Consider the following 17394-nt stretch of genomic DNA (forward strand, 5'->3'; position numbering starts at 1 on the left):
CGCGTCATCGTTAGAATGGAACGAAACAGGAGGGCAGCCATGCCCTCCAGGACCAGGAAAGTCTTCGGAATACGCCCATGAAAAAACTTCTTCTTATTGCCGCCCCTTTGTTGCTGTCAGGATGCAGCGTCTACAACCAGCTCCTTGAGCGCATGCAGACCGATACGCTGGAGTATCGCTGTGACGAAAAACCGCTGACCGTAAAGCTGAATAACCCACGCCAGGAAGCCAGTTTTGTTTATGACAATAAATTGCTGACGCTGAAGCAGGGGATGTCAGCCTCCGGCGCACGTTATTCCGACGGTATCTACGTCTTCTGGTCGAAAGGCGACGGCGCCACGGTCTACAAACGCGACCGCATTGTGCTGAACAATTGCCAGCTCGAAAATCCGAAGCGTTGAGATTTTTACAGGGGCGGCGCACAATAGCGCCACCCACTCTCAATGTCAGCTAACGCCATGTCAGATAACGACGAACTGCAGCAAATTGCGCATCTGCGCCGTGAATACACTAAAGGCGGCCTGCGTCGCCAGGATCTTCCCGCTGAACCCCTCGTGCTTTTTGAACGCTGGCTGAAACAGGCCTGCGAAGCGAAACTCGCCGACCCAACCGCCATGGTTGTCGCGACGGTGGATGAAAACGGTCAACCGTATCAGCGCATCGTATTGCTCAAACATTATGACGAGAAAGGGCTGGTGTTCTACACCAACCTCGGCAGCCGCAAGGCGCACCATTTAGAAAACAATCCGCGTATCAGCCTGCTGTTCCCCTGGCACATGCTGGAACGTCAGGTAATGGTCACCGGCAAGGCGGAACGTCTCTCGACGCTGGAAGTGGTGAAGTATTTCCACAGCCGCCCGCGTGACAGCCAGATTGGCGCCTGGGTATCAAAACAGTCCAGCCGAATTTCTGCCCGCGGCGTGCTGGAAAGTAAATTCCTGGAGCTGAAACAGAAGTTCCAGCAGGGTGAAATTCCGCTGCCAAGTTTCTGGGGCGGGTTCCGCATCCCGATTGAGCAGATGGAGTTCTGGCAGGGGGGCGAACATCGCCTGCACGACCGCTTTTTATACCAGCGCGAGAATGGCGGCTGGAAAATCGACAGACTGGCACCGTAATCCCCGAAATTTGTTGATTTAAGCGCTAGCGCACACCGCGCTTGCGCTTTATTCTATGGTCCTTTCGCATCAGGCGAAAAGTCGTGTACCGGCAAAGGTGCAGTCGTTTATACATGGAGAATTTGATGGCAAGCAGTAACTTGATTAAACAATTGCAAGAGCGGGGCCTCGTGGCCCAGGTGACGGACGAGGAAGCGTTAGCAGAGCGACTGGCGCAAGGCCCGATCGCGCTCTATTGCGGCTTCGATCCCACCGCTGACAGCTTGCATTTGGGGCATCTTGTTCCATTGTTATGCCTGAAACGCTTCCAGATGGCGGGCCATAAGCCTGTTGCGCTGGTGGGCGGCGCGACCGGCCTGATTGGTGACCCAAGCTTTAAAGCCGCTGAGCGTAAACTGAACACCGAAGATACCGTGCAGGAGTGGGTGGATAAGATCCGCAAACAGGTTGCACCGTTCCTCGACTTCAACTGTGGTGATAACTCTGCCATTGCCGCGAACAACTACGACTGGTTTGGCAGCATGAACGTGCTGACCTTCCTGCGCGACATCGGCAAGCACTTCTCTGTTAACCAGATGATTAACAAAGAGGCCGTGAAGCAGCGTCTGAACCGTGACGACCAGGGTATCTCCTTTACCGAGTTCTCCTACAACCTGCTGCAGGGCTATGACTTTGCATGCCTGAACAAAGTGCACGGCGTTTCACTGCAGATTGGCGGTTCCGATCAGTGGGGTAACATCACCTCCGGTATCGACCTGACACGTCGTCTGCACCAGAACCAGGTCTTCGGTCTGACCGTTCCGCTGATCACCAAGGCAGACGGCACTAAATTTGGTAAAACCGAAGGCGGCGCGGTATGGCTCGATCCGAAGAAAACCAGCCCGTACAAGTTCTACCAGTTCTGGATAAACACGGCGGATGCCGATGTTTACCGCTTCCTGAAGTTCTTCACCTTTATGGACATCGAAGAGATCAACGCGCTGGAAGAAGAAGACAAAAACAGCGGTAAAGCGCCGCGCGCTCAGTACGTGCTGGCTGACGAAGTGACCAAACTGGTTCACGGTGAAGAAGGTCTGGCTGCGGCGAAACGCATTACCGCAAGCCTGTTCAACGGTACCCTAAGCGATCTGAGCGAAGCGGACTTCGAACAGCTGGCGCAGGACGGCGTGCCAATGGTTGAGATGGAAAAAGGGGCTGACCTGATGCAGGCGCTGGTGGACTCTGAGCTCCAGCCTTCCCGAGGTCAGGCGCGTAAAACCATCGCGTCTAACGCTATCACCATCAACGGTGAGAAACAGGCCGACCCGGAATACACCTTCGTTGACGGTGACCGTCTGTATGGTCGCTACACGCTGCTGCGTCGCGGTAAGAAAAACTACTGCCTTGTCTGCTGGAAATAAATAAAAGTCTCCAGGGGCGTGGGAAACCACGCCCCTTTTGTTTTTTCAGGGTTTGGTAAGAAAAAAATGAAGAACATCCTCGCCATTCAGTCCCACGTTGTTTTTGGACACGCTGGCAATAGCGCCGCGGAATTCCCGATGCGTCGCCTCGGCGTCAACGTCTGGCCCCTTAATACCGTGCAGTTCTCAAACCACACGCAGTACGGCAAATGGACCGGCTGCGTAATGCCGCCTTCGCACCTTACCGAGGTTGTGCAGGGGATTGCCGATATCGACCAGCTCAAACGCTGTGACGCCGTGCTGAGCGGCTACCTCGGCTCGGCGGAGCAGGGGGAGCATATCCTCGGCATCGTACGCCAGGTGAAAGCCGCAAACCCGGCGGCAAAATACTTTTGCGACCCCGTCATGGGCCATCCGGAGAAAGGCTGTATCGTGGCGCCAGGCGTCGCAGAGTTTCACGTCCGCCACGCGCTGCCCGCCAGCGATATCATTGCGCCAAACCTGGTCGAGCTCGAAATTCTCTGCGAGCATCCGGTTAACAGCGTAGAAGAGGCGGTAAGCGCGTCTCGCGAACTGATCGCTCAGGGGCCAGAGGTTGTGCTGGTAAAACATCTCGCCCGCGCAGGGCTGAGCCAGGACCGTTTTGAGATGCTTCTGGTAACGAAAGATGACGCCTGGCATATCAGCCGTCCGCTGGTGGATTTCGGCCTGCGCCAGCCGGTTGGGGTCGGCGATGTCACCAGCGGTCTGCTGCTGGTGAAATTGCTGCAGGGGGCGACGATGCGCGATGCGCTGGAGCACGTTACTGCAGCAGTGTACGAAATCATGATTGCGACGAAAGAGATGCAGGAATATGAACTGCAGGTGGTTGCGGCACAGGATCGTATCGCGAAGCCGGAGCACTATTTCAGCGCAACCCGGTTATAACCGGCCAAAACGTGTAGGCCGGGTAAGCGTTAGCACCACCCGGCAACACAGGCGCCAGGTTAGTTCAACCCTTCCGCTTTCAGCGCCGCAGCCACTGCAGGACGCTCTGCCACGCGTTTCATATACGATGCGATATGGTCTAACCCTTCCAGGTTCAGCTTAACCGCGCGCGCCCAGCGCAGCACGGTAAACAGATACGCATCGGCAATCGTGAAGCGCGAACCACAAATCCACTGTTCGTCTTTCAGCGATTCGTTAACGTACTGCAGCTTTTTCTCAAGAAGCGCACGCAGGGTCGGTTTGAACTCCTCTGGCGTATCCGGGCGGAACAACGGCGTAAATCCTTTGTGCAGTTCGGTCGCAATGTAGTTCAGCCATTCCAGCGTCTTATAGCGAGAAATGGTACTCACCGGTGCCAGCAGCTGGCGATCGGGTACGCTATCGGCCAGGAACTGCATAATCGCGACGCCTTCGGTCAGCAGAGTACCGTCATCCAGCAGGAGCGCCGGAACTTGTCCCTTGGGGTTAATGGCAAGAAAATCATCGCCATTTTCCAGACGCTTTTTCATCAGATCAACGCCATCCAGCGTGAAATCTTTGCCGCTCTCGCGCAGGGTGATATGGGAAGCAAGAGAGCACGCGCCCGGTTTGTAGAACAGTTTCATCGGTAACTCCTTTTTGCTGAGGTTTCAGCTATGTTAGTGCGCGAAAGGATAAAAAAAAAGCCGCTAATATGCATTAGCGGCTCGTCGTTTCTCAATAATCTTACGCGGTAGCGGTTTTGGTCGCTTCAGCCGTCTTGTCGTCGTCCTGAGTCATACGATTCAGTTTCGGCGCGGTCAGCAGCATCAGAACTGCAATAACCGCAGTAGCGATACCAATCTGCATGAACACGGTACCGTAGACGTTCAGGGAGACCAGTGGGTCAGTGACGTTTTCCGGCACAGCCATCAGGTTCGCAATTTTACCCGCAATGATTGCCGCACCGGCAGTGGTCAGGAACCAGCTACCCATAATGAAGCCCATCAGACGCTGCGGCACCAGCTGTGCAACCATCGCCAGACCCAGACCGGAGATCATCAGTTCACCGATAGACTGCAGCGCGTAGCTCAGGATCAGCCAGTTAACGGACACGATACCCGCGTCGGTGGCAAATTTGGTACCCAGCGGCAGCACCAGGAACGCGCCGGAGCACAGCACCATACCGATAGCAAACTTGTGCGGCATTGGCAGACGGTCGCCCATCTTGTTATAGATAGCGGCCAGAATCGGGGAACCAATCATGATCCAGAACGGGTTCAGCGCCTGGAACTGCTCAGGTTCGAACGCGATACCGAGGATTGAATGCTCAACGTTACGGATAGCGAAGAAGTTCAGGGAAGTTGGCATCTGGCTGTACAGCACGAAGAAGATAATCGCTTCAAGCATCAGAATGAACGCCACAATCATCTTACGACGTGCAGCGCCCTGCATGGCGAAGGCTTCTTTCGCAAAGATGACCACGATACCCAGCGCAACCACGCCCAGAACGGCACGGGCGATACCCTGGTTGTGCAGCAGCCAGGTGGCGATCGCCGCGAGGACAACAACGCCCACGATGGTGGCCAGCAGTTTGCCCATATGAACAGGCTCGAAGTCAGGTTTTGAACCGTAGTCTTTAACCCAGCTGCGGCAGAACAGGAAGTTCACCACGGTGATCAGCATACCCACGAAGCTCAGCGCGAACGCCACGCTCCAGCCGAATTTCGCCGCGAGCCATGGGGTTGCCAGCATCGAGAAGAACGAACCGATGTTGATGGACATGTAGTACATGGTAAATGCACCGTCCAGGCGCGGATCGTCTTTGTTGTAGCAGGTAGAAAGCAGGGAGGACGGGTTCGCTTTGAACAGACCGTTACCGACGGCAATTGTCGCCATACCCATATACACGACAGCGGCATCATGCCCTGACCATGCAACCAGACCATAGCCAATCGCCAGGACAATGGCGCCCAGCATGATGACACGTTTAGTCCCGAGGACTTTATCACCCAGCCAGCCGCCAATAGCGACCAGACCGTACACCAGAGCACTAAAGGAAGAGAACAGCGTGATGGAATCGGCTTCGGACATACCCAGCTGTTTTACCAGGTAAACCGCCATGATCCCTTGCAGGCCGTAATAACCAAAACGCTCCCATAACTCGATAGAGAAGATGAGATAGAACGCTTTAGGCTGTTTAAAAGCGTTAAGACTTACGCTTTCATCTGTTGGTTTATTGTTTGCAGTAGACACATATACCTCTTTTTTTACATCCCATATTAACGGGGGTGTTCATAGCGTGATGGCCGTAGTCCATACGCCTTATAGTTATATTGGGAGGAGAAACGGCGGGTAATGTTCACTATCCTGCCCCATCTGGCAATACGTTTGTAATAATCTGTTACATATATCTGAAGTGGTATAATCGTCGGTTCATATAAATGTTATTCAGCGTTAAATTTCATACGATGATTAAAGGTAGTTTTTTCGACTGGCAGTAACCCACTTTGACCGGCCTTTGGCGATATGTTCTGCTATTTGCCGCTTAGTGCAGTGATATAGCCCATATTCTGAAAAATAGCTGGTCTTATCTTCGGTGATGGAGGGGGGGTATCTTGCAAGACAAAGGGTTTAGGCGGATTTTGACAACAAAAATTCAACATGAAGTTATCAGGGTGATCGCGATCACAGATATATAGAAATTTTTGGCTATGAAAAAAGTATTAACCTGTTTGAGCGTTAAACAACCGAACAAGTGACAGGTCAGGGGGAATGAAAGACGGACAAATAACGGCCAAAAGAAGGGCGTCTGGTAGCCCTTCTTTTGGTAAGGGATTATGACGATCAGGGATACACTTTTTCTTTGTATTCGCAGAGATCTTCAATAATGCAGGAGCCGCATCGAGGCTTACGGGCAATGCAGGTATAGCGGCCGTGCAGAATCAGCCAGTGATGGCAGTCAACCTTAAATTCGGCTGGAACCACCTTTAACAGCTTCTCTTCGACCTGCTCAACATTCTTCCCCGGCGCGAAGTTAGTCCGGTTAGAGACGCGGAAAATATGCGTATCCACGGCGATGGTCGGCCAGCCAAACGCGGTGTTGAGCACCACGTTAGCAGTCTTACGCCCCACGCCCGGCAAGGCTTCCAGCGCGGCGCGATCTTCCGGCACTTCGCCTCCGTGCTGTTCCAGCAGGATCCGGCAGGTCTTAATGACGTTCTCGGCTTTGCTGTTAAACAGGCCGATGGTTTTGATATAGGACTTCACGCCTTCCACGCCCAGTTCCAGCATGGCTTTTGGCGTATTGGCGACCGGATAGAGCAGGGCAGTGGCTTTATTGACGCTCACATCGGTCGCCTGCGCGGAGAGCAACACCGCGATCAGCAGCTCAAACGGGGAGGTAAAATTCAGCTCCGTCGTCGGGTGCGGGTTCTCGTCCCGCAGACGGGTCAGGATCGCAATGCGCTTTTCTTTATTCATGAAGCCTTCTCGGGTGTCCCTTCCAGAACGCTGCGCTCAGCCGCGCGGCGCTTACGTTTCTCATCAATCAGGTATTTTATCGCCAGCATCATGCCAAGGCCAATAAACGCGCCAGGGGGCAGCATTGCCAGCAGGAATGGCGTATCGGTGTGGAACACTTCAACGCGCAGCGCTTTGGCCCAGCCGCCCAGCAGCGCATCTGCGCCGTCAAACAGCGTACCGTTACCGAGGATCTCGCGCAGCGAGCCCAGCACGAACATGGCGCAGGTGGCGCCCATGCCAATGGAAAAACCATCCAGCGCCGACATGGCGGGGCTGTTTTTCACCGCGAACGCTTCCGCACGGCCAACGACGATACAGTTGGTGACGATAAGGGGAATAAAGATCCCGAGCGACTGGTACAGGCCGAATGCGTAAGCGTTGATGAGCATTTGTACGACGCTAACAACAGACGCAATGATCATGACGTAAATCGGAATACGAATTTCCGACGGCGTCCAGCGGCGCAGGGCGGAGATGGAGAGGTTGGTCAGGGTCAGCACCAGCGTGGTTGCCAGACCCAGACCGAGCGCGTTGGTGGCGGTGGACGTTACCGCCAGCAGGGGGCACATCCCCAGAAGCTGCACCAGCGCGGAGTTGTTCTTCCACAATCCCTGGACAATAACCTCTTTAACCTGGCTCATGATTACTCCCCACAGGCCGGAAGATTGTTGATTTGCGCGGGCAGCGTTTCGGCATACAGCCCGGCTCGTTTTACGGCGTTCACCACGGCGCGCGGCGTGATGGTCGCGCCGGTGAACTGGTCGAACTCGCCGCCGTCTTTCTTCACCGCAAACGCGGTATCCCCTTCGCCATGGATAACTTTACCGGCGAAGTGCAAAATCCAGTCGCTCAGACGGGTTTCAATTTTATCGCCCAGGCCCGGCGTTTCATGATGTTCCGTCACGCGAGTACCCAGAATAGTGCCGGAGAAATCGCTGCCGACAAGCAGCTGAATGGCGCCGGAATAGCCGTCGGGCGCCGTCGCTTCCATCACTGCGCCTACCGGTCTATTCCCTTTACGGGCGATAAAGAGGCGGTGCGCGCCTTTCCCAAGCTGGGGCGCGTCTACCACAAAGCAGCTCTTTTGCAGGTCATTATCGTAGAAATCTGACGGGATCACCTGATCGAACAGCGCCTTTTGCTGCTTTGAAGCCTGCTCTTCGATGGTCGTTTTGGTTAACGTGTTAACCAGGGCCGTCAGCCCGGTCAGGACCGCGGCGAAGACAGCCAGCGTGACGCCGTGCTTTTGCATCGTTTTTAACATGGCGAAACCCTTAGCGATGGCCGTACACGCGCGGACGCGTGTAATAGTCGATGAGCGGAACGGTAATGTTGGCAAGCAGGACGGCAAACGCGACGCCGTCCGGGTAACCGCCAAAGCTGCGGATGAGCCATACCAGCAGGCCCGCCAGCGCGCCGAAGATCAGGCGGCCGCGGTTAGTCGTTGACGCCGTGACCGGGTCCGTCAGGATAAAGAAGGCACCCAGCATGGTCGCACCGGAGAGCAAATGCATCTGCGGGCTGGCGAGTGATTCAGGAGAGAAGACCCAACCCAGCGTGGCGCAGACCGCCAGCGTCACGAGGAAGCTGGCCGGAATATGCCAGCGAATGGCTCTCTGCTGCAGCAGGAACAGGCCGCCCAGCAGATACGCCAGGTTGACCCACTGCCAGCCTGCACCCGCCAGCATGCCGCTGTAAATCGCGGATTTCATGATCTGCTCAACGCTATGCCCGGCATGCAGGGACGTTTTAAAGGTATCGAGAGGCGTCGCCTGGCTGATGCCGTCCACGCCCATGCGCAGCGCGTTCATATCAGCGCCGAGCGCCGTATGGCCGGTAAAGATCACGTGCAGGGCATCCATAAAGCCCGGAACCGTGGCCGCAATCTCGTGCGGCGGCAGCCAGCTGGTCATCTGCACCGGGAAGGAGATCAGCAGCACCACGTAGCCAATCATCGCCGGGTTAAACGGGTTATGGCCGAGCCCGCCGTACAGCTGTTTGGCAATAATCACGGCAAATACGGTACCGAGCACGACCATCCACCACGGGGCAAACGGCGGAATACTGATGGCGAGCAGCAGGCCGGTCAGCAGCGCGGAGTTGTCAGCCAGAATGCGTGACGCCGCCATCTTACGCAGCTTCAGGACGAGTGCTTCCGCCGCGACGGCGCTGGCGCAGCCCAGGGCTATCTGGAACAGGGTTCCCCAGCCGAAAAACCAGCACTGAACGGCAATGCCCGGCAGCGCGGCCAGGCAGACCAGCATCATAATGCGCGATGTCTGACGCTGGTTATGGGTGTAGGGGGAACTTGCGATTCTGAAAACCATTTAATCCTCGTTTACGGCTTGCTGTGCGGCTTTCTTCGCCTGAACGCGCGCAATGGCGGCGGCGACGGCGGCCTTGCGCGGGTCATCGTTGGCGGCCTGCGGCTGCTCTTCCTGCTGCGCCGCTTTACGGGCTTTGGCGCGGGCAATCGCCGCTTCGACGGCGGCTTTACGCGGGTCGACCGGTGGTGCTTCTGCCTCTGATACTGCCGCTGGTGCCTGCTGCGCCGCCTTACGGGCTTTGGCGCGGGCAATCGCTGCTTCGACGGCGGCTTTACGCGGGTCGACCGGCGGTGCTTCTGCTTCTGATACTGATACTGCTACTGCCTCTGGCGCCTGCTGCGCAGCCTTACGGGCTTTGGCCCGGGCGATCGCTGCTTCAACTGCCGCTTTGCGCGGATCGACCGCATCCTGCTCGACGACCACGCTTTGCTCACCCGACTTGCGGGCTTTGGCGCGGGCAATCGCCGCTTCAACGGCCGCTTTACGCGGGTCGACCTCAGTATCTGCCTGAACCGTTTGCGCTTTTTCCGCCTGACGCGCGCGAGCCGCGGCCTTTCGCGCTTCGCGGGCTGCAATCGCTTCGCTGTTATCCGGTTTTTCTCCGGCCTGAATCACCACCGTCTGGGCGGCATCGGCTTTTTTCTCGCGAACGCGCGCCAGTGCGGCGTTGATCGCATCCTGATCTTTCCCGGCAGGCTGAACGGCGGCCTGCTTATGGCGTTCCTGACGGGCGATTTTTTCGCGCTCCAGTCGCGCCTGACGCGCTTCGAAACGTGCCTTGGCTTCCGCGGCGCGTTTTTCTTCCATGGAAATGGCATAAATCTCGGCCTTCTCCTGACGGAAGTATTGCACCAGCGGAATGTTGCTTGGGCAGACCCAGGCGCAGGCGCCGCATTCAATGCAGTCGGCCAGGTTGTGGGATTTTGCCTTGTCGTGCAGCTGGCCTTTGCTGTACCAGTACAGCTGCTGCGGGAGCAGATCCGCCGGACAGGCGTCGGCACAGGCGCTGCAGCGGATGCAACCTTTCTCTTCCTGTTCTTCACCCATTTCGGTTGGGGAAGGGGCGAGCAAACAGTTCGTGATTTTCACTACCGGAACGTCCAGCCACGGCAGGGTAAAGCCCATCAGCGGGCCGCCCATGATCACCATCTGGTCGCTGGCCGGGCAAAATTCAGCCTGTTCCAGCAGATGGCGCACCGGCGTACCCAGACGCGCCCAGACGTTGCCAGGACGGGAAACCGACTCGCCGGTCAGCGTCACCACGCGCTCGGTCAACGGCTCGCCGTCAATCACCGCGCGTTTCACCGCATAGGCGGTGCCGACGTTTTGCATCAGCACGCCGATATCCGATGAGCGTCCGCCGTGCGGCACCTGCTTGCCGGTGAGAATTTGCGTCAGCTGTTTTGCACCACCAGAAGGGTACTTGGTCGGGATCACGCGCAGGCTAATATCGTGGCTGCCCGCCAGCACGGCGCGCAGCATCGAGATGGCCTGCGGCTTATTGTCTTCGATACCAATCAGCACTTCCCGCGGCTTCAGAATGTGCGCCAGGATGCGGATGCCTTCCACCACCTGAGCGGCACAGTCCTGCATCAGACGATCGTCTGCGGTGATATACGGCTCGCACTCGGCGGCATTGATTATCAACGTCTGGATGCTATCGCCACCGCCGCGCAGCTTGACGCCGGTCGGGAAGCCCGCGCCGCCCAGCCCGGCGACGCCGAACTGATGAATACGTTCGATAAGCGCTTCGCGGCTGTGGGAGCGGTAATCGCTCCAGCCGTCGCGATCGATCCAGCGGTCTTCGCCGTCGGCTTCAATGATTACGCTCAGCTCCGACAGCGCGGACGGATGCGCCACCGTATGAGGGGCAATCGCCACCACTTTACCGGAGGTTGGCGCATGCACCGGCAGCATGCGTCCACGGCCAAAGGTCAGCGGCTGACCGCGAAGAACCGTATCGCCTTCCTTCACGCACAGCTCGCCCTCAGCGCCAATATGCTGCTTGAGCGGCATGACGTAACGCGTCGCCAGCGGAATTTGACGCAGCGGCGTGCCGTTGGACTGGGTTTTCATCTCTGGCGGATGGATACCGCCGTCAAAGTCCCAAATCTTCTCTTTTCTGAAAGCAGAAAATAACTTAAGCATGTTGTTCCACAGAAATGATGCGAACCGGAATGGTTTGAAGATCCCACTTCCAGCTTTCGGTAGTCGTTTCAACCGGGCGCAGCTCAATACATTGCGTCGGGCAGGGGGCCACGCAGAGGTTACAGCCGGTGCACAGATCCGCCACAACGGTGTGCATGGCGCGGGTGGCGCCAACAATGGCGTCAACCGGGCAGGCCTGAATACATTTGGTACAGCCGATGCAGTTGGCCTCGTCGATCACGGCGAGAGCGCGAACCGGTTCCTGCACCTCCGCATCGCCGTCAACGGGCTGCGGATCGACGTTGAGCAGGGCCGCAATTTTCAGCATCACCGCTTCGCCGCCGGGGGCGCAGCGATTAATTTTTTCACCCTGAATGCCTACCGCTTCAGCGTAGGGACGGCAGCCCGGGTAGCCGCACTGCCCGCACTGGCTTTGCGGCAAAAGCTCATCAATTTTTTCAACAACGGGATCGTCCTCTACCGCGAAGCGGCGGGAGGCGTAACCCAGGATAAGGCCAAACACCAACCCCAGGACGCTGATAGAGGCGATGGCAATCCAGATAGCATTCATTACAACTTCACCAGACCACTAAAGCCCATAAAGGCCAGAGACATTAAACCCGCGGTCACCAGCGCAATCGCGTTACCGCGGAAGGGAGCAGGGATATCCGCTGCCGCCAGACGCTCGCGAATCGACGCGAAGAGGACCATAACAAATGAGAAACCGACGGCGGCGGAAAAACCGTACAGCGCCGACTGCATAAAGTTATGGCCAAGGTTGATGTTCAGCAGCGCCACGCCGAGAACGGCGCAGTTGGTGGTGATCAGCGGCAGGAAGATACCCAGCAGGCGATAGAGGGCCGGGCTGGTTTTACGCACCACCATCTCTGTAAATTGCACAACAACCGCAATGACCAGAATAAAAGCCAGCGTACGAAGGTAGATTAACCCCAGCGGGATGAGGATCCAGGTATCAATCAACCACGCGCAGATGGATGCCATCGTCATGACGAAGGTCGTCGCCAGCCCCATGCCCATCGCCGTTTCCAGCTTTTTGGACACGCCCATAAACGGGCACAGGCCAAGGAACTTCACCAGAACGAAGTTGTTAACCAGCACGGTGCCGACAAAGAGCAGTAAGTAATCGGTCATTATTTAGCCTGAAATAAAAAAGCCGCCTATTATCGGACAAACCCACGCAGGCGACAACAGGTTATCTGTAAGGTTATTACGGGTTCACGAAGGTGTTTTTCACCCGCGTCGAACGCTTGAAATAGGGGACCAGCAGCGCGGCGGCCAGTAACGGGAAAAGCAGCTGACGAACGGCCAGAGCGTCTGATACGGGCGAAAAAGCAAAGGCTTTCACCGCCAGCAGAACCGAAATCAGCAGCCAGATAATGTAGTGTTTAGGTACACTTTTGCGGCGCTTAAAGAAGGCGATGGTCAACCACAGGGTGTAGTACCACATTCCAATCGCGAAAACGAACGACACAAACCACATCGCAATATTCAGCACGCTTTGCGACATCAGAGTCTGGATGGCGTGAGGGGTAATCAGTGCGGTGGTATACAGCAGCAGCGCAAGTGATGCGCTTAATAAGGCAACCAGCAGCCATGCCAGTGGGGCGATTAACCAGCCTCCAATGCGATCTCCAGGCGTTGCGGTCATGAACTCTCCCATAATCTGCGCGAAATGTTGTACAGCCAGTTTGCAGGGCGGAGAGTATATAACATTTCGCGCGGATGGCTACTTTCTTATAAAACGTAACGCCATACGGACTTAGGCACTTCACCCACGTTGAACAAACGACCTCCGGAAACCAGCTCCGCACGGCGATGGTCAGCGGCGCGATACATATTAATGATGTCCTGATTATCCGACAGGGTATAGTTCAGATGGTCAAACAGTTTTTCCAGGCTCTCAAGCGAATTGATCTTGCGAAATTTTAATAAATAGTCCTGAACTGTCATATTAATAAGTTTCCATATAAAAGTGAGTAATACCAGTTAAGGTAATTCGTTCGAATAATAAACGGATTAATAAAGACGTAAACAGCCCACTCAGGTAACGCGACGAAATTAGGAGTTTTCTTTGCTGAAATTCAGGCATCAGACGATGCCTGGAAGAGAAGGTTAACCGTGTTCACCAGGGCTGGCAATAAGTAACTGACATATTATGTCACTCTTTATTGCAGTAACCGGTTACTTAGGTTGGGCGACTGTGACAGGCTCCGGCGGCTGGTAGTTATCGATATGGCTGGCAACACCCAGCAAAATGACCGAAACCCCAAGGACAATCCATCCCGCTAATTCAATGATTCGATTAATAATTGACGTCATGATTCGTAGTTGTACTTTATCCATAAATACAGGTCGCAAATGTTACAGCGACGTTTCCCCGACGGCAAGCGCTTTGGGAACGGTTCCCTTAAACAAAATCAGTGGGTTAATACTATGTAACAAAAACAACCCGTACAACCTGCTATTTTAAGTCATATGGCACATTATTAATCTGTGGTAATGCCAGGCTAGCCAGTGTGAAATAAGAACGTCATAAAAGAGGACGGCACTATGAGTGATAATATCCGCGTTGGGCTTATCGGATACGGGTATGCAAGCAAAACGTTTCATGCGCCTCTGATAGCCGGAACGCCGGGGATGACCCTGGCTGCGGTATCCAGCAGCGATGCCGCTAAAGTCCATGCCGACTGGCCTTCCGTGCCGGTTGTCTCTGAGCCAAAACACCTTTTCAACGATCCGAATATTGATTTAATCGTTATCCCCACCCCGAACGACACCCACTTCCCGCTGGCAAAGGCCGCGCTGGAGGCCGGTAAGCACGTAGTTGTCGATAAGCCCTTTACCGTCACCCTGTCTCAGGCTCGCGAGCTGGATGCGCTGGCAAAGAGTCTGGGCAGGCTGCTGTCGGTGTTCCATAACCGCCGCTGGGACAGCGACTTTCTGACGGTAAAAAGGCTTCTCAGTGAAGGCACGCTAGGGGAGATCCTCTTTTTTGAATCGCACTTTGACCGCTTCCGTCCGCAGGTACGAAACCGCTGGCGCGAGCAGGCCGGTCCGGGCAGCGGCATCTGGTACGATTTAGCCCCGCATCTGCTGGATCAGGCCGTCAATCTTTTTGGTCTGCCGGTGAGCATGACGGTCGATCTGGCCCAGCTCCGGCCCGGAGCGCAGACGACCGATTATTTCCACGCTGTGCTCAGCTACCCGCAGCGGCGGATTGTGCTGCACGGCACGATGGTCGCGGCCGCGGAATCGGCCCGCTACATTATTCACGGCACGCGCGGAAGCTACGTGAAGTTTGGCCTCGATCCGCAGGAGGACCGGCTGAAAAGCGGTGAACGTTTGCCGCAGGAAGACTGGGGCTATGATATGCGCGACGGCGTGATAACGCGGGTGGAAGGTGAGGAACTCGTTGAGGAGACCTTGCTGACGATCCCGGGCAACTATCCGGCCTATTATGCGGGCATCCGCGATGCGCTGAACGGCACGGGCGAAAATCCGGTTCCGGCCAGCCAGGCGATTCAGATTATGGAGCTGATTGAGCTGGGTATTGAATCTGCCAAACATCGCGCCACGCTCTGTCTGGCATAAGCTTTAAGGGCTGTTGTAGGCCGGGTAAGCGCAGCGCCACCCGGCAAATGCTCAACCGCGAGCCACTTTATCTTTAAGCGCCTGCTTCTCTTCGGGCGTCAGGAAGGCGATCTCCAGCCCGTTGATCTGCGCCTGACGGATCTGCTCGCGGCTCAGACCCGCCTGCGGTGCGGCGATGTTGTATTCATGGATGATATCCACGCCCTGTACCGCCGGATCGTCAGTGTTCAGCGAGGCCAGCACGCCGTGCTCAAGGAACGTTTTCAGCGGATGCTGCGCCAGCGTTGCGACGGTGCTGGTCTGAATGTTAGACGTCAGGCATGACTCAATCCCGATACGCTGCTCCGCCAGGAAATCCATCAGGGCGCGATCTTCTACCGCCTTCACGCCGTGGCCGATACGCTCGGCGCCCAGCTCGCGGATGGCCTGCCAGATGCTTTCCGGGCCAGCCGCTTCACCCGCATGTACGGTAATGTGCCAGCCGGCATCGCGCGCGCGGTTGAAGTGGGAGAGGAACAGACTGCCCGGGAAGCCCAGCTCGTCACCAGCCAGATCGACGGCGGTGATGGCATCGCGATGGGCCAGCAGCGCTTCCAGCTCCTGCAGGCAGGCGGCTTCGCCGAACGTACGGCTCATAATGCCAATCAGACGGGCCTGAACGTCGAAGGTTTTACATCCTTCGCGCACGCCTTCAATCACGGCTTCCACCACGCCTGCAACGGGCAGGCTGTGGGTCATCGCCATATAGCCCGGCGAGAAGCGCAGCTCGACGTAATGCAGGCCGTTACGGGCCGCATCTTCAATGTTCTCAAACGCCACGCGGCGACAGGCATCCAGCGAGGCCAGCATCTTCACGCCCCAGTCGAGTTTGCTCAGGAAGCTGACCAGGTCCGGTTCATTTGAGGTTACCTGTACGTGAGGGATCAGAGACTCGAGCGTCTGAGCAGGAAGCGTTAAATTGAACTGGCGGCCAAGATCGAGGATGGTTTGGGCACGAATGTTACCGTCAAGGTGACGATGAATATCAGTTAAAGGCAGGCGTGTATCAATCATGGTCGCACTCTTTTCTGGTTAAAGTGCGCCATATTATAAAAACAAAACGGGGTAAAAAGCTATTTGCGCAAGGGAATATTCCGTTGCGCAAATTGATTAGAGGAGCGTGTTAATCCCGGCAATGAGGCGTTGCACCCCTTGTTCAAGCTTGCTGCGCGGACAGCCGGCGTTCAGGCGAACAAAGCCGTTTCCCTCTTTGCCGTAGGTATATCCCGGCATGATGGCGACTTTTTGCTGCTCGATCAGCACTTTTTGCAGCGCCCGATCGTCAATATTCAGCGGGCGCAGATCAATCCAGGCCAGATAGGTCGCTTCGGGCGGCTGCCAGTTCAGCTTCGGAATGGCGTGGTTTACTTCCCGCGCGATATACAACAGATTCTCTTCCAGATAGCCCCGCAGGGCATCCAGCCACGGCGCTCCCTGCTGATAGGCGGCGATATGCGCCGTTAGCGCCAGCACGGAAGGGGAAGAGAGCCCGTCCCGGCCTTTTAGCGCGCTAAGATAACCGTTACGGCTCGCTTCATCGCCAATCAGGCCGTAAGCGCCCGTCAGCGCTGGAATATTAAAGCTTTTCGAGCCGGAGCTGAGAAGCGCCCATTTGCCGCGCGCCACCGCGCTCCAGGGCGTGTGACGATGTTCTCCCCACACCATATCCATATGAATTTCATCGCTGATAACCGCCACGTCATAGCGTGCGCACAGTTCAGCCATCTGCGTCAGCTCGTCCCGCGTCCAGACCTTGCCGGTTGGGTTTTGCGGGCTGCACAGCAGTAAAATTTTGTTTTCAGGTTTCGCCAGGGCCGCTTCCAGCGCAGCCATATTTCCCTGCCAGCCTGCGGCATGCTTTTCCATCTCCACTGGCACCACATGACGCGCATTCCCTTCAATGGCTTTGTAAAACGCGTCGTATGCCGGGGTGTGAACCACCACGCCGTCACCAGGGTGTGACCAGAGACGAATCAGCTCTGACACCATATAGATAACGGAAGGACCATACACGACGGTTTCCGTATCAATCTGGCTGTTAAAGCGCTGCTTGAACCAGTGCGCGATGGCGGCGAGAAACTCATCGTTCTTCCAGCGGCTGTAGCCCAGCACGCCGTGATTGATGCGCTGATGCAGCGCGTCGGTAATGCAGGGCGCGGTGGCGAAATCCATATCCGAGATGGTGAAGGGCAGCAGGTCGGCCGCGCCAAAGCGGTCAGCGACGTAGTCCCACTGCGTACACCAGGTGCCGTGTCGATCCACGACGGTAGAAAAATCAAACAT

The 17394-nt window shown here is 56.2% G+C and carries 19 protein-coding genes; 5 read left to right on the top strand and 14 right to left on the bottom strand.

Translation table 11 applies throughout. The features are described from left to right. Nucleotides 1-77 precede the first annotated feature (77 nt). From mliC to pdxY, 4 genes are all read left to right on the top strand, one after another. Nucleotides 78-401 carry a C-type lysozyme inhibitor gene (mliC, locus tag ACZ6J2_RS00980; RefSeq protein WP_047651424.1) on the top strand — a complete coding sequence of 108 codons (324 nt, stop codon included), beginning with the start codon at nt 78-80 and terminating at the stop codon, nt 399-401. A gap of 57 nt (nt 402-458) precedes the next feature. Next, nucleotides 459-1115, top strand: coding sequence for a pyridoxamine 5'-phosphate oxidase (gene pdxH, locus ACZ6J2_RS00985; RefSeq protein ID WP_024909355.1), 657 nt, complete (start codon nt 459-461; stop codon nt 1113-1115). Between the two features lie 125 nt (nt 1116-1240). After that, nucleotides 1241-2515: a tyrosine--tRNA ligase gene (gene tyrS, locus ACZ6J2_RS00990; protein WP_471724525.1), complete on the top strand. Its 1275-nt coding sequence runs from the start codon at nt 1241-1243 to the stop codon at nt 2513-2515. A 66-nt stretch (nt 2516-2581) separates the two neighbouring features. After that, nucleotides 2582-3442: a pyridoxal kinase PdxY gene (gene pdxY / locus ACZ6J2_RS00995; RefSeq protein ID WP_325760054.1), complete on the top strand. Its 861-nt coding sequence runs from the start codon at nt 2582-2584 to the stop codon at nt 3440-3442. 59 nt (nt 3443-3501) lie between these two features. Here pdxY and gstA read toward each other — a convergent pair whose 3' ends face one another. The 12 genes from gstA to blr all read right to left on the bottom strand — a co-directional run bounded on the left by gstA (nt 3502) and on the right by blr (nt 13788). Continuing rightward, a complete protein-coding gene (gene gstA, locus ACZ6J2_RS01000) occupies nt 3502-4107 on the bottom strand; it encodes a glutathione transferase GstA (protein ID WP_048977464.1) in 606 nt (201 codons plus the stop codon). Nucleotides 4108-4207: 100 nt separating this feature from the next. Then, nucleotides 4208-5716, bottom strand: a complete 1509-nt coding sequence (gene dtpA, locus ACZ6J2_RS01005) for a dipeptide/tripeptide permease DtpA (protein WP_471724527.1) — start codon at nt 5714-5716, stop codon at nt 4208-4210. Between the two features lie 591 nt (nt 5717-6307). Continuing rightward, nucleotides 6308-6943 carry an endonuclease III gene (nth, locus tag ACZ6J2_RS01010; protein ID WP_008500570.1) on the bottom strand — a complete coding sequence of 212 codons (636 nt, stop codon included), beginning with the start codon at nt 6941-6943 and terminating at the stop codon, nt 6308-6310. After that, nucleotides 6940-7626 carry an electron transport complex subunit E gene (locus tag ACZ6J2_RS01015; RefSeq protein WP_023311374.1) on the bottom strand — a complete coding sequence of 229 codons (687 nt, stop codon included), beginning with the start codon at nt 7624-7626 and terminating at the stop codon, nt 6940-6942. The genes nth and ACZ6J2_RS01015 overlap by 4 nt, the downstream gene beginning before the upstream one ends. A 2-nt stretch (nt 7627-7628) precedes the next feature. Further along, nucleotides 7629-8249 carry an electron transport complex subunit RsxG gene (gene rsxG, locus ACZ6J2_RS01020; protein WP_471724529.1) on the bottom strand — a complete coding sequence of 207 codons (621 nt, stop codon included), beginning with the start codon at nt 8247-8249 and terminating at the stop codon, nt 7629-7631. A gap of 10 nt (nt 8250-8259) precedes the next feature. Continuing rightward, nucleotides 8260-9312: an electron transport complex subunit RsxD gene (gene rsxD / locus ACZ6J2_RS01025; RefSeq protein WP_471724530.1), complete on the bottom strand. Its 1053-nt coding sequence runs from the start codon at nt 9310-9312 to the stop codon at nt 8260-8262. Beyond that, nucleotides 9313-11460, bottom strand: a complete 2148-nt coding sequence (rsxC, locus tag ACZ6J2_RS01030; RefSeq protein WP_471724531.1) for an electron transport complex subunit RsxC — start codon at nt 11458-11460, stop codon at nt 9313-9315. It lies immediately after the preceding gene. Further along, nucleotides 11453-12031, bottom strand: a complete 579-nt coding sequence (rsxB, locus tag ACZ6J2_RS01035; protein ID WP_471724532.1) for an electron transport complex subunit RsxB — start codon at nt 12029-12031, stop codon at nt 11453-11455. The genes rsxC and rsxB overlap by 8 nt, the downstream gene beginning before the upstream one ends. Beyond that, the gene (gene rsxA, locus ACZ6J2_RS01040; RefSeq protein WP_014883581.1) at nt 12031-12612 is read right to left on the bottom strand and encodes an electron transport complex subunit RsxA; all 582 of its coding nucleotides are present in this window, start codon (nt 12610-12612) and stop codon (nt 12031-12033) included. Before rsxA ends, rsxB begins: the two co-directional genes overlap by 1 nt. A gap of 76 nt (nt 12613-12688) precedes the next feature. Next, a complete protein-coding gene (locus tag ACZ6J2_RS01045; protein ID WP_029740310.1) occupies nt 12689-13129 on the bottom strand; it encodes a DUF2569 domain-containing protein in 441 nt (146 codons plus the stop codon). An 86-nt stretch (nt 13130-13215) separates the two neighbouring features. Then, a complete protein-coding gene (ydgT, locus tag ACZ6J2_RS01050) occupies nt 13216-13431 on the bottom strand; it encodes a transcription modulator YdgT (RefSeq protein WP_013096896.1) in 216 nt (71 codons plus the stop codon). Between the two features lie 231 nt (nt 13432-13662). Next, nucleotides 13663-13788, bottom strand: a complete 126-nt coding sequence (gene blr / locus ACZ6J2_RS01055) for a division septum protein Blr (protein ID WP_168112406.1) — start codon at nt 13786-13788, stop codon at nt 13663-13665. Between the two features lie 243 nt (nt 13789-14031). On the opposite strand from blr, the gene ACZ6J2_RS01060 reads away from it, so the two are divergent. Then, nucleotides 14032-15072 carry an oxidoreductase gene (locus ACZ6J2_RS01060; protein WP_029740309.1) on the top strand — a complete coding sequence of 347 codons (1041 nt, stop codon included), beginning with the start codon at nt 14032-14034 and terminating at the stop codon, nt 15070-15072. Between the two features lie 51 nt (nt 15073-15123). Here ACZ6J2_RS01060 and add read toward each other — a convergent pair whose 3' ends face one another. Together add and ACZ6J2_RS01070 are read right to left on the bottom strand one after the other, a co-directional pair. After that, nucleotides 15124-16125: an adenosine deaminase gene (gene add, locus ACZ6J2_RS01065; RefSeq protein ID WP_335280153.1), complete on the bottom strand. Its 1002-nt coding sequence runs from the start codon at nt 16123-16125 to the stop codon at nt 15124-15126. A 96-nt stretch (nt 16126-16221) separates the two neighbouring features. Next, the gene (locus ACZ6J2_RS01070) at nt 16222-17394 is read right to left on the bottom strand and encodes a MalY/PatB family protein (RefSeq protein ID WP_471724534.1); all 1173 of its coding nucleotides are present in this window, start codon (nt 17392-17394) and stop codon (nt 16222-16224) included.

It is taken from the genome of Enterobacter sp. E14S (assembly GCF_055666685.1).

Excerpts from the sequence above, each read along its gene's own strand:
- mliC (WP_047651424.1), top strand. The coding sequence starts at position 78 with ATGAAAAAACTTCTTCTTATTGCCGCCCCTTTGTTGCTGTCAGGATGC.
- pdxH (WP_024909355.1), top strand. The coding sequence starts at position 459 with ATGTCAGATAACGACGAACTGCAGCAAATTGCGCATCTGCGCCGTGAA.
- tyrS (WP_471724525.1), top strand. The coding sequence starts at position 1,241 with ATGGCAAGCAGTAACTTGATTAAACAATTGCAAGAGCGGGGCCTCGTG.
- pdxY (WP_325760054.1), top strand. The coding sequence starts at position 2,582 with ATGAAGAACATCCTCGCCATTCAGTCCCACGTTGTTTTTGGACACGCT.
- gstA (WP_048977464.1), bottom strand. The coding sequence starts at position 4,107 with ATGAAACTGTTCTACAAACCGGGCGCGTGCTCTCTTGCTTCCCATATC.
- nth (WP_008500570.1), bottom strand. The coding sequence starts at position 6,943 with ATGAATAAAGAAAAGCGCATTGCGATCCTGACCCGTCTGCGGGACGAG.
- ACZ6J2_RS01015 (WP_023311374.1), bottom strand. The coding sequence starts at position 7,626 with ATGAGCCAGGTTAAAGAGGTTATTGTCCAGGGATTGTGGAAGAACAAC.
- rsxG (WP_471724529.1), bottom strand. The coding sequence starts at position 8,249 with ATGTTAAAAACGATGCAAAAGCACGGCGTCACGCTGGCTGTCTTCGCC.
- rsxD (WP_471724530.1), bottom strand. The coding sequence starts at position 9,312 with ATGGTTTTCAGAATCGCAAGTTCCCCCTACACCCATAACCAGCGTCAG.
- rsxC (WP_471724531.1), bottom strand. The coding sequence starts at position 11,460 with ATGCTTAAGTTATTTTCTGCTTTCAGAAAAGAGAAGATTTGGGACTTT.
- rsxB (WP_471724532.1), bottom strand. The coding sequence starts at position 12,031 with ATGAATGCTATCTGGATTGCCATCGCCTCTATCAGCGTCCTGGGGTTG.
- rsxA (WP_014883581.1), bottom strand. The coding sequence starts at position 12,612 with ATGACCGATTACTTACTGCTCTTTGTCGGCACCGTGCTGGTTAACAAC.
- ACZ6J2_RS01045 (WP_029740310.1), bottom strand. The coding sequence starts at position 13,129 with ATGACCGCAACGCCTGGAGATCGCATTGGAGGCTGGTTAATCGCCCCA.
- ydgT (WP_013096896.1), bottom strand. The coding sequence starts at position 13,431 with ATGACAGTTCAGGACTATTTATTAAAATTTCGCAAGATCAATTCGCTT.
- ACZ6J2_RS01060 (WP_029740309.1), top strand. The coding sequence starts at position 14,032 with ATGAGTGATAATATCCGCGTTGGGCTTATCGGATACGGGTATGCAAGC.
- add (WP_335280153.1), bottom strand. The coding sequence starts at position 16,125 with ATGATTGATACACGCCTGCCTTTAACTGATATTCATCGTCACCTTGAC.
- ACZ6J2_RS01070 (WP_471724534.1), bottom strand. The coding sequence starts at position 17,394 with ATGTTTGATTTTTCTACCGTCGTGGATCGACACGGCACCTGGTGTACG.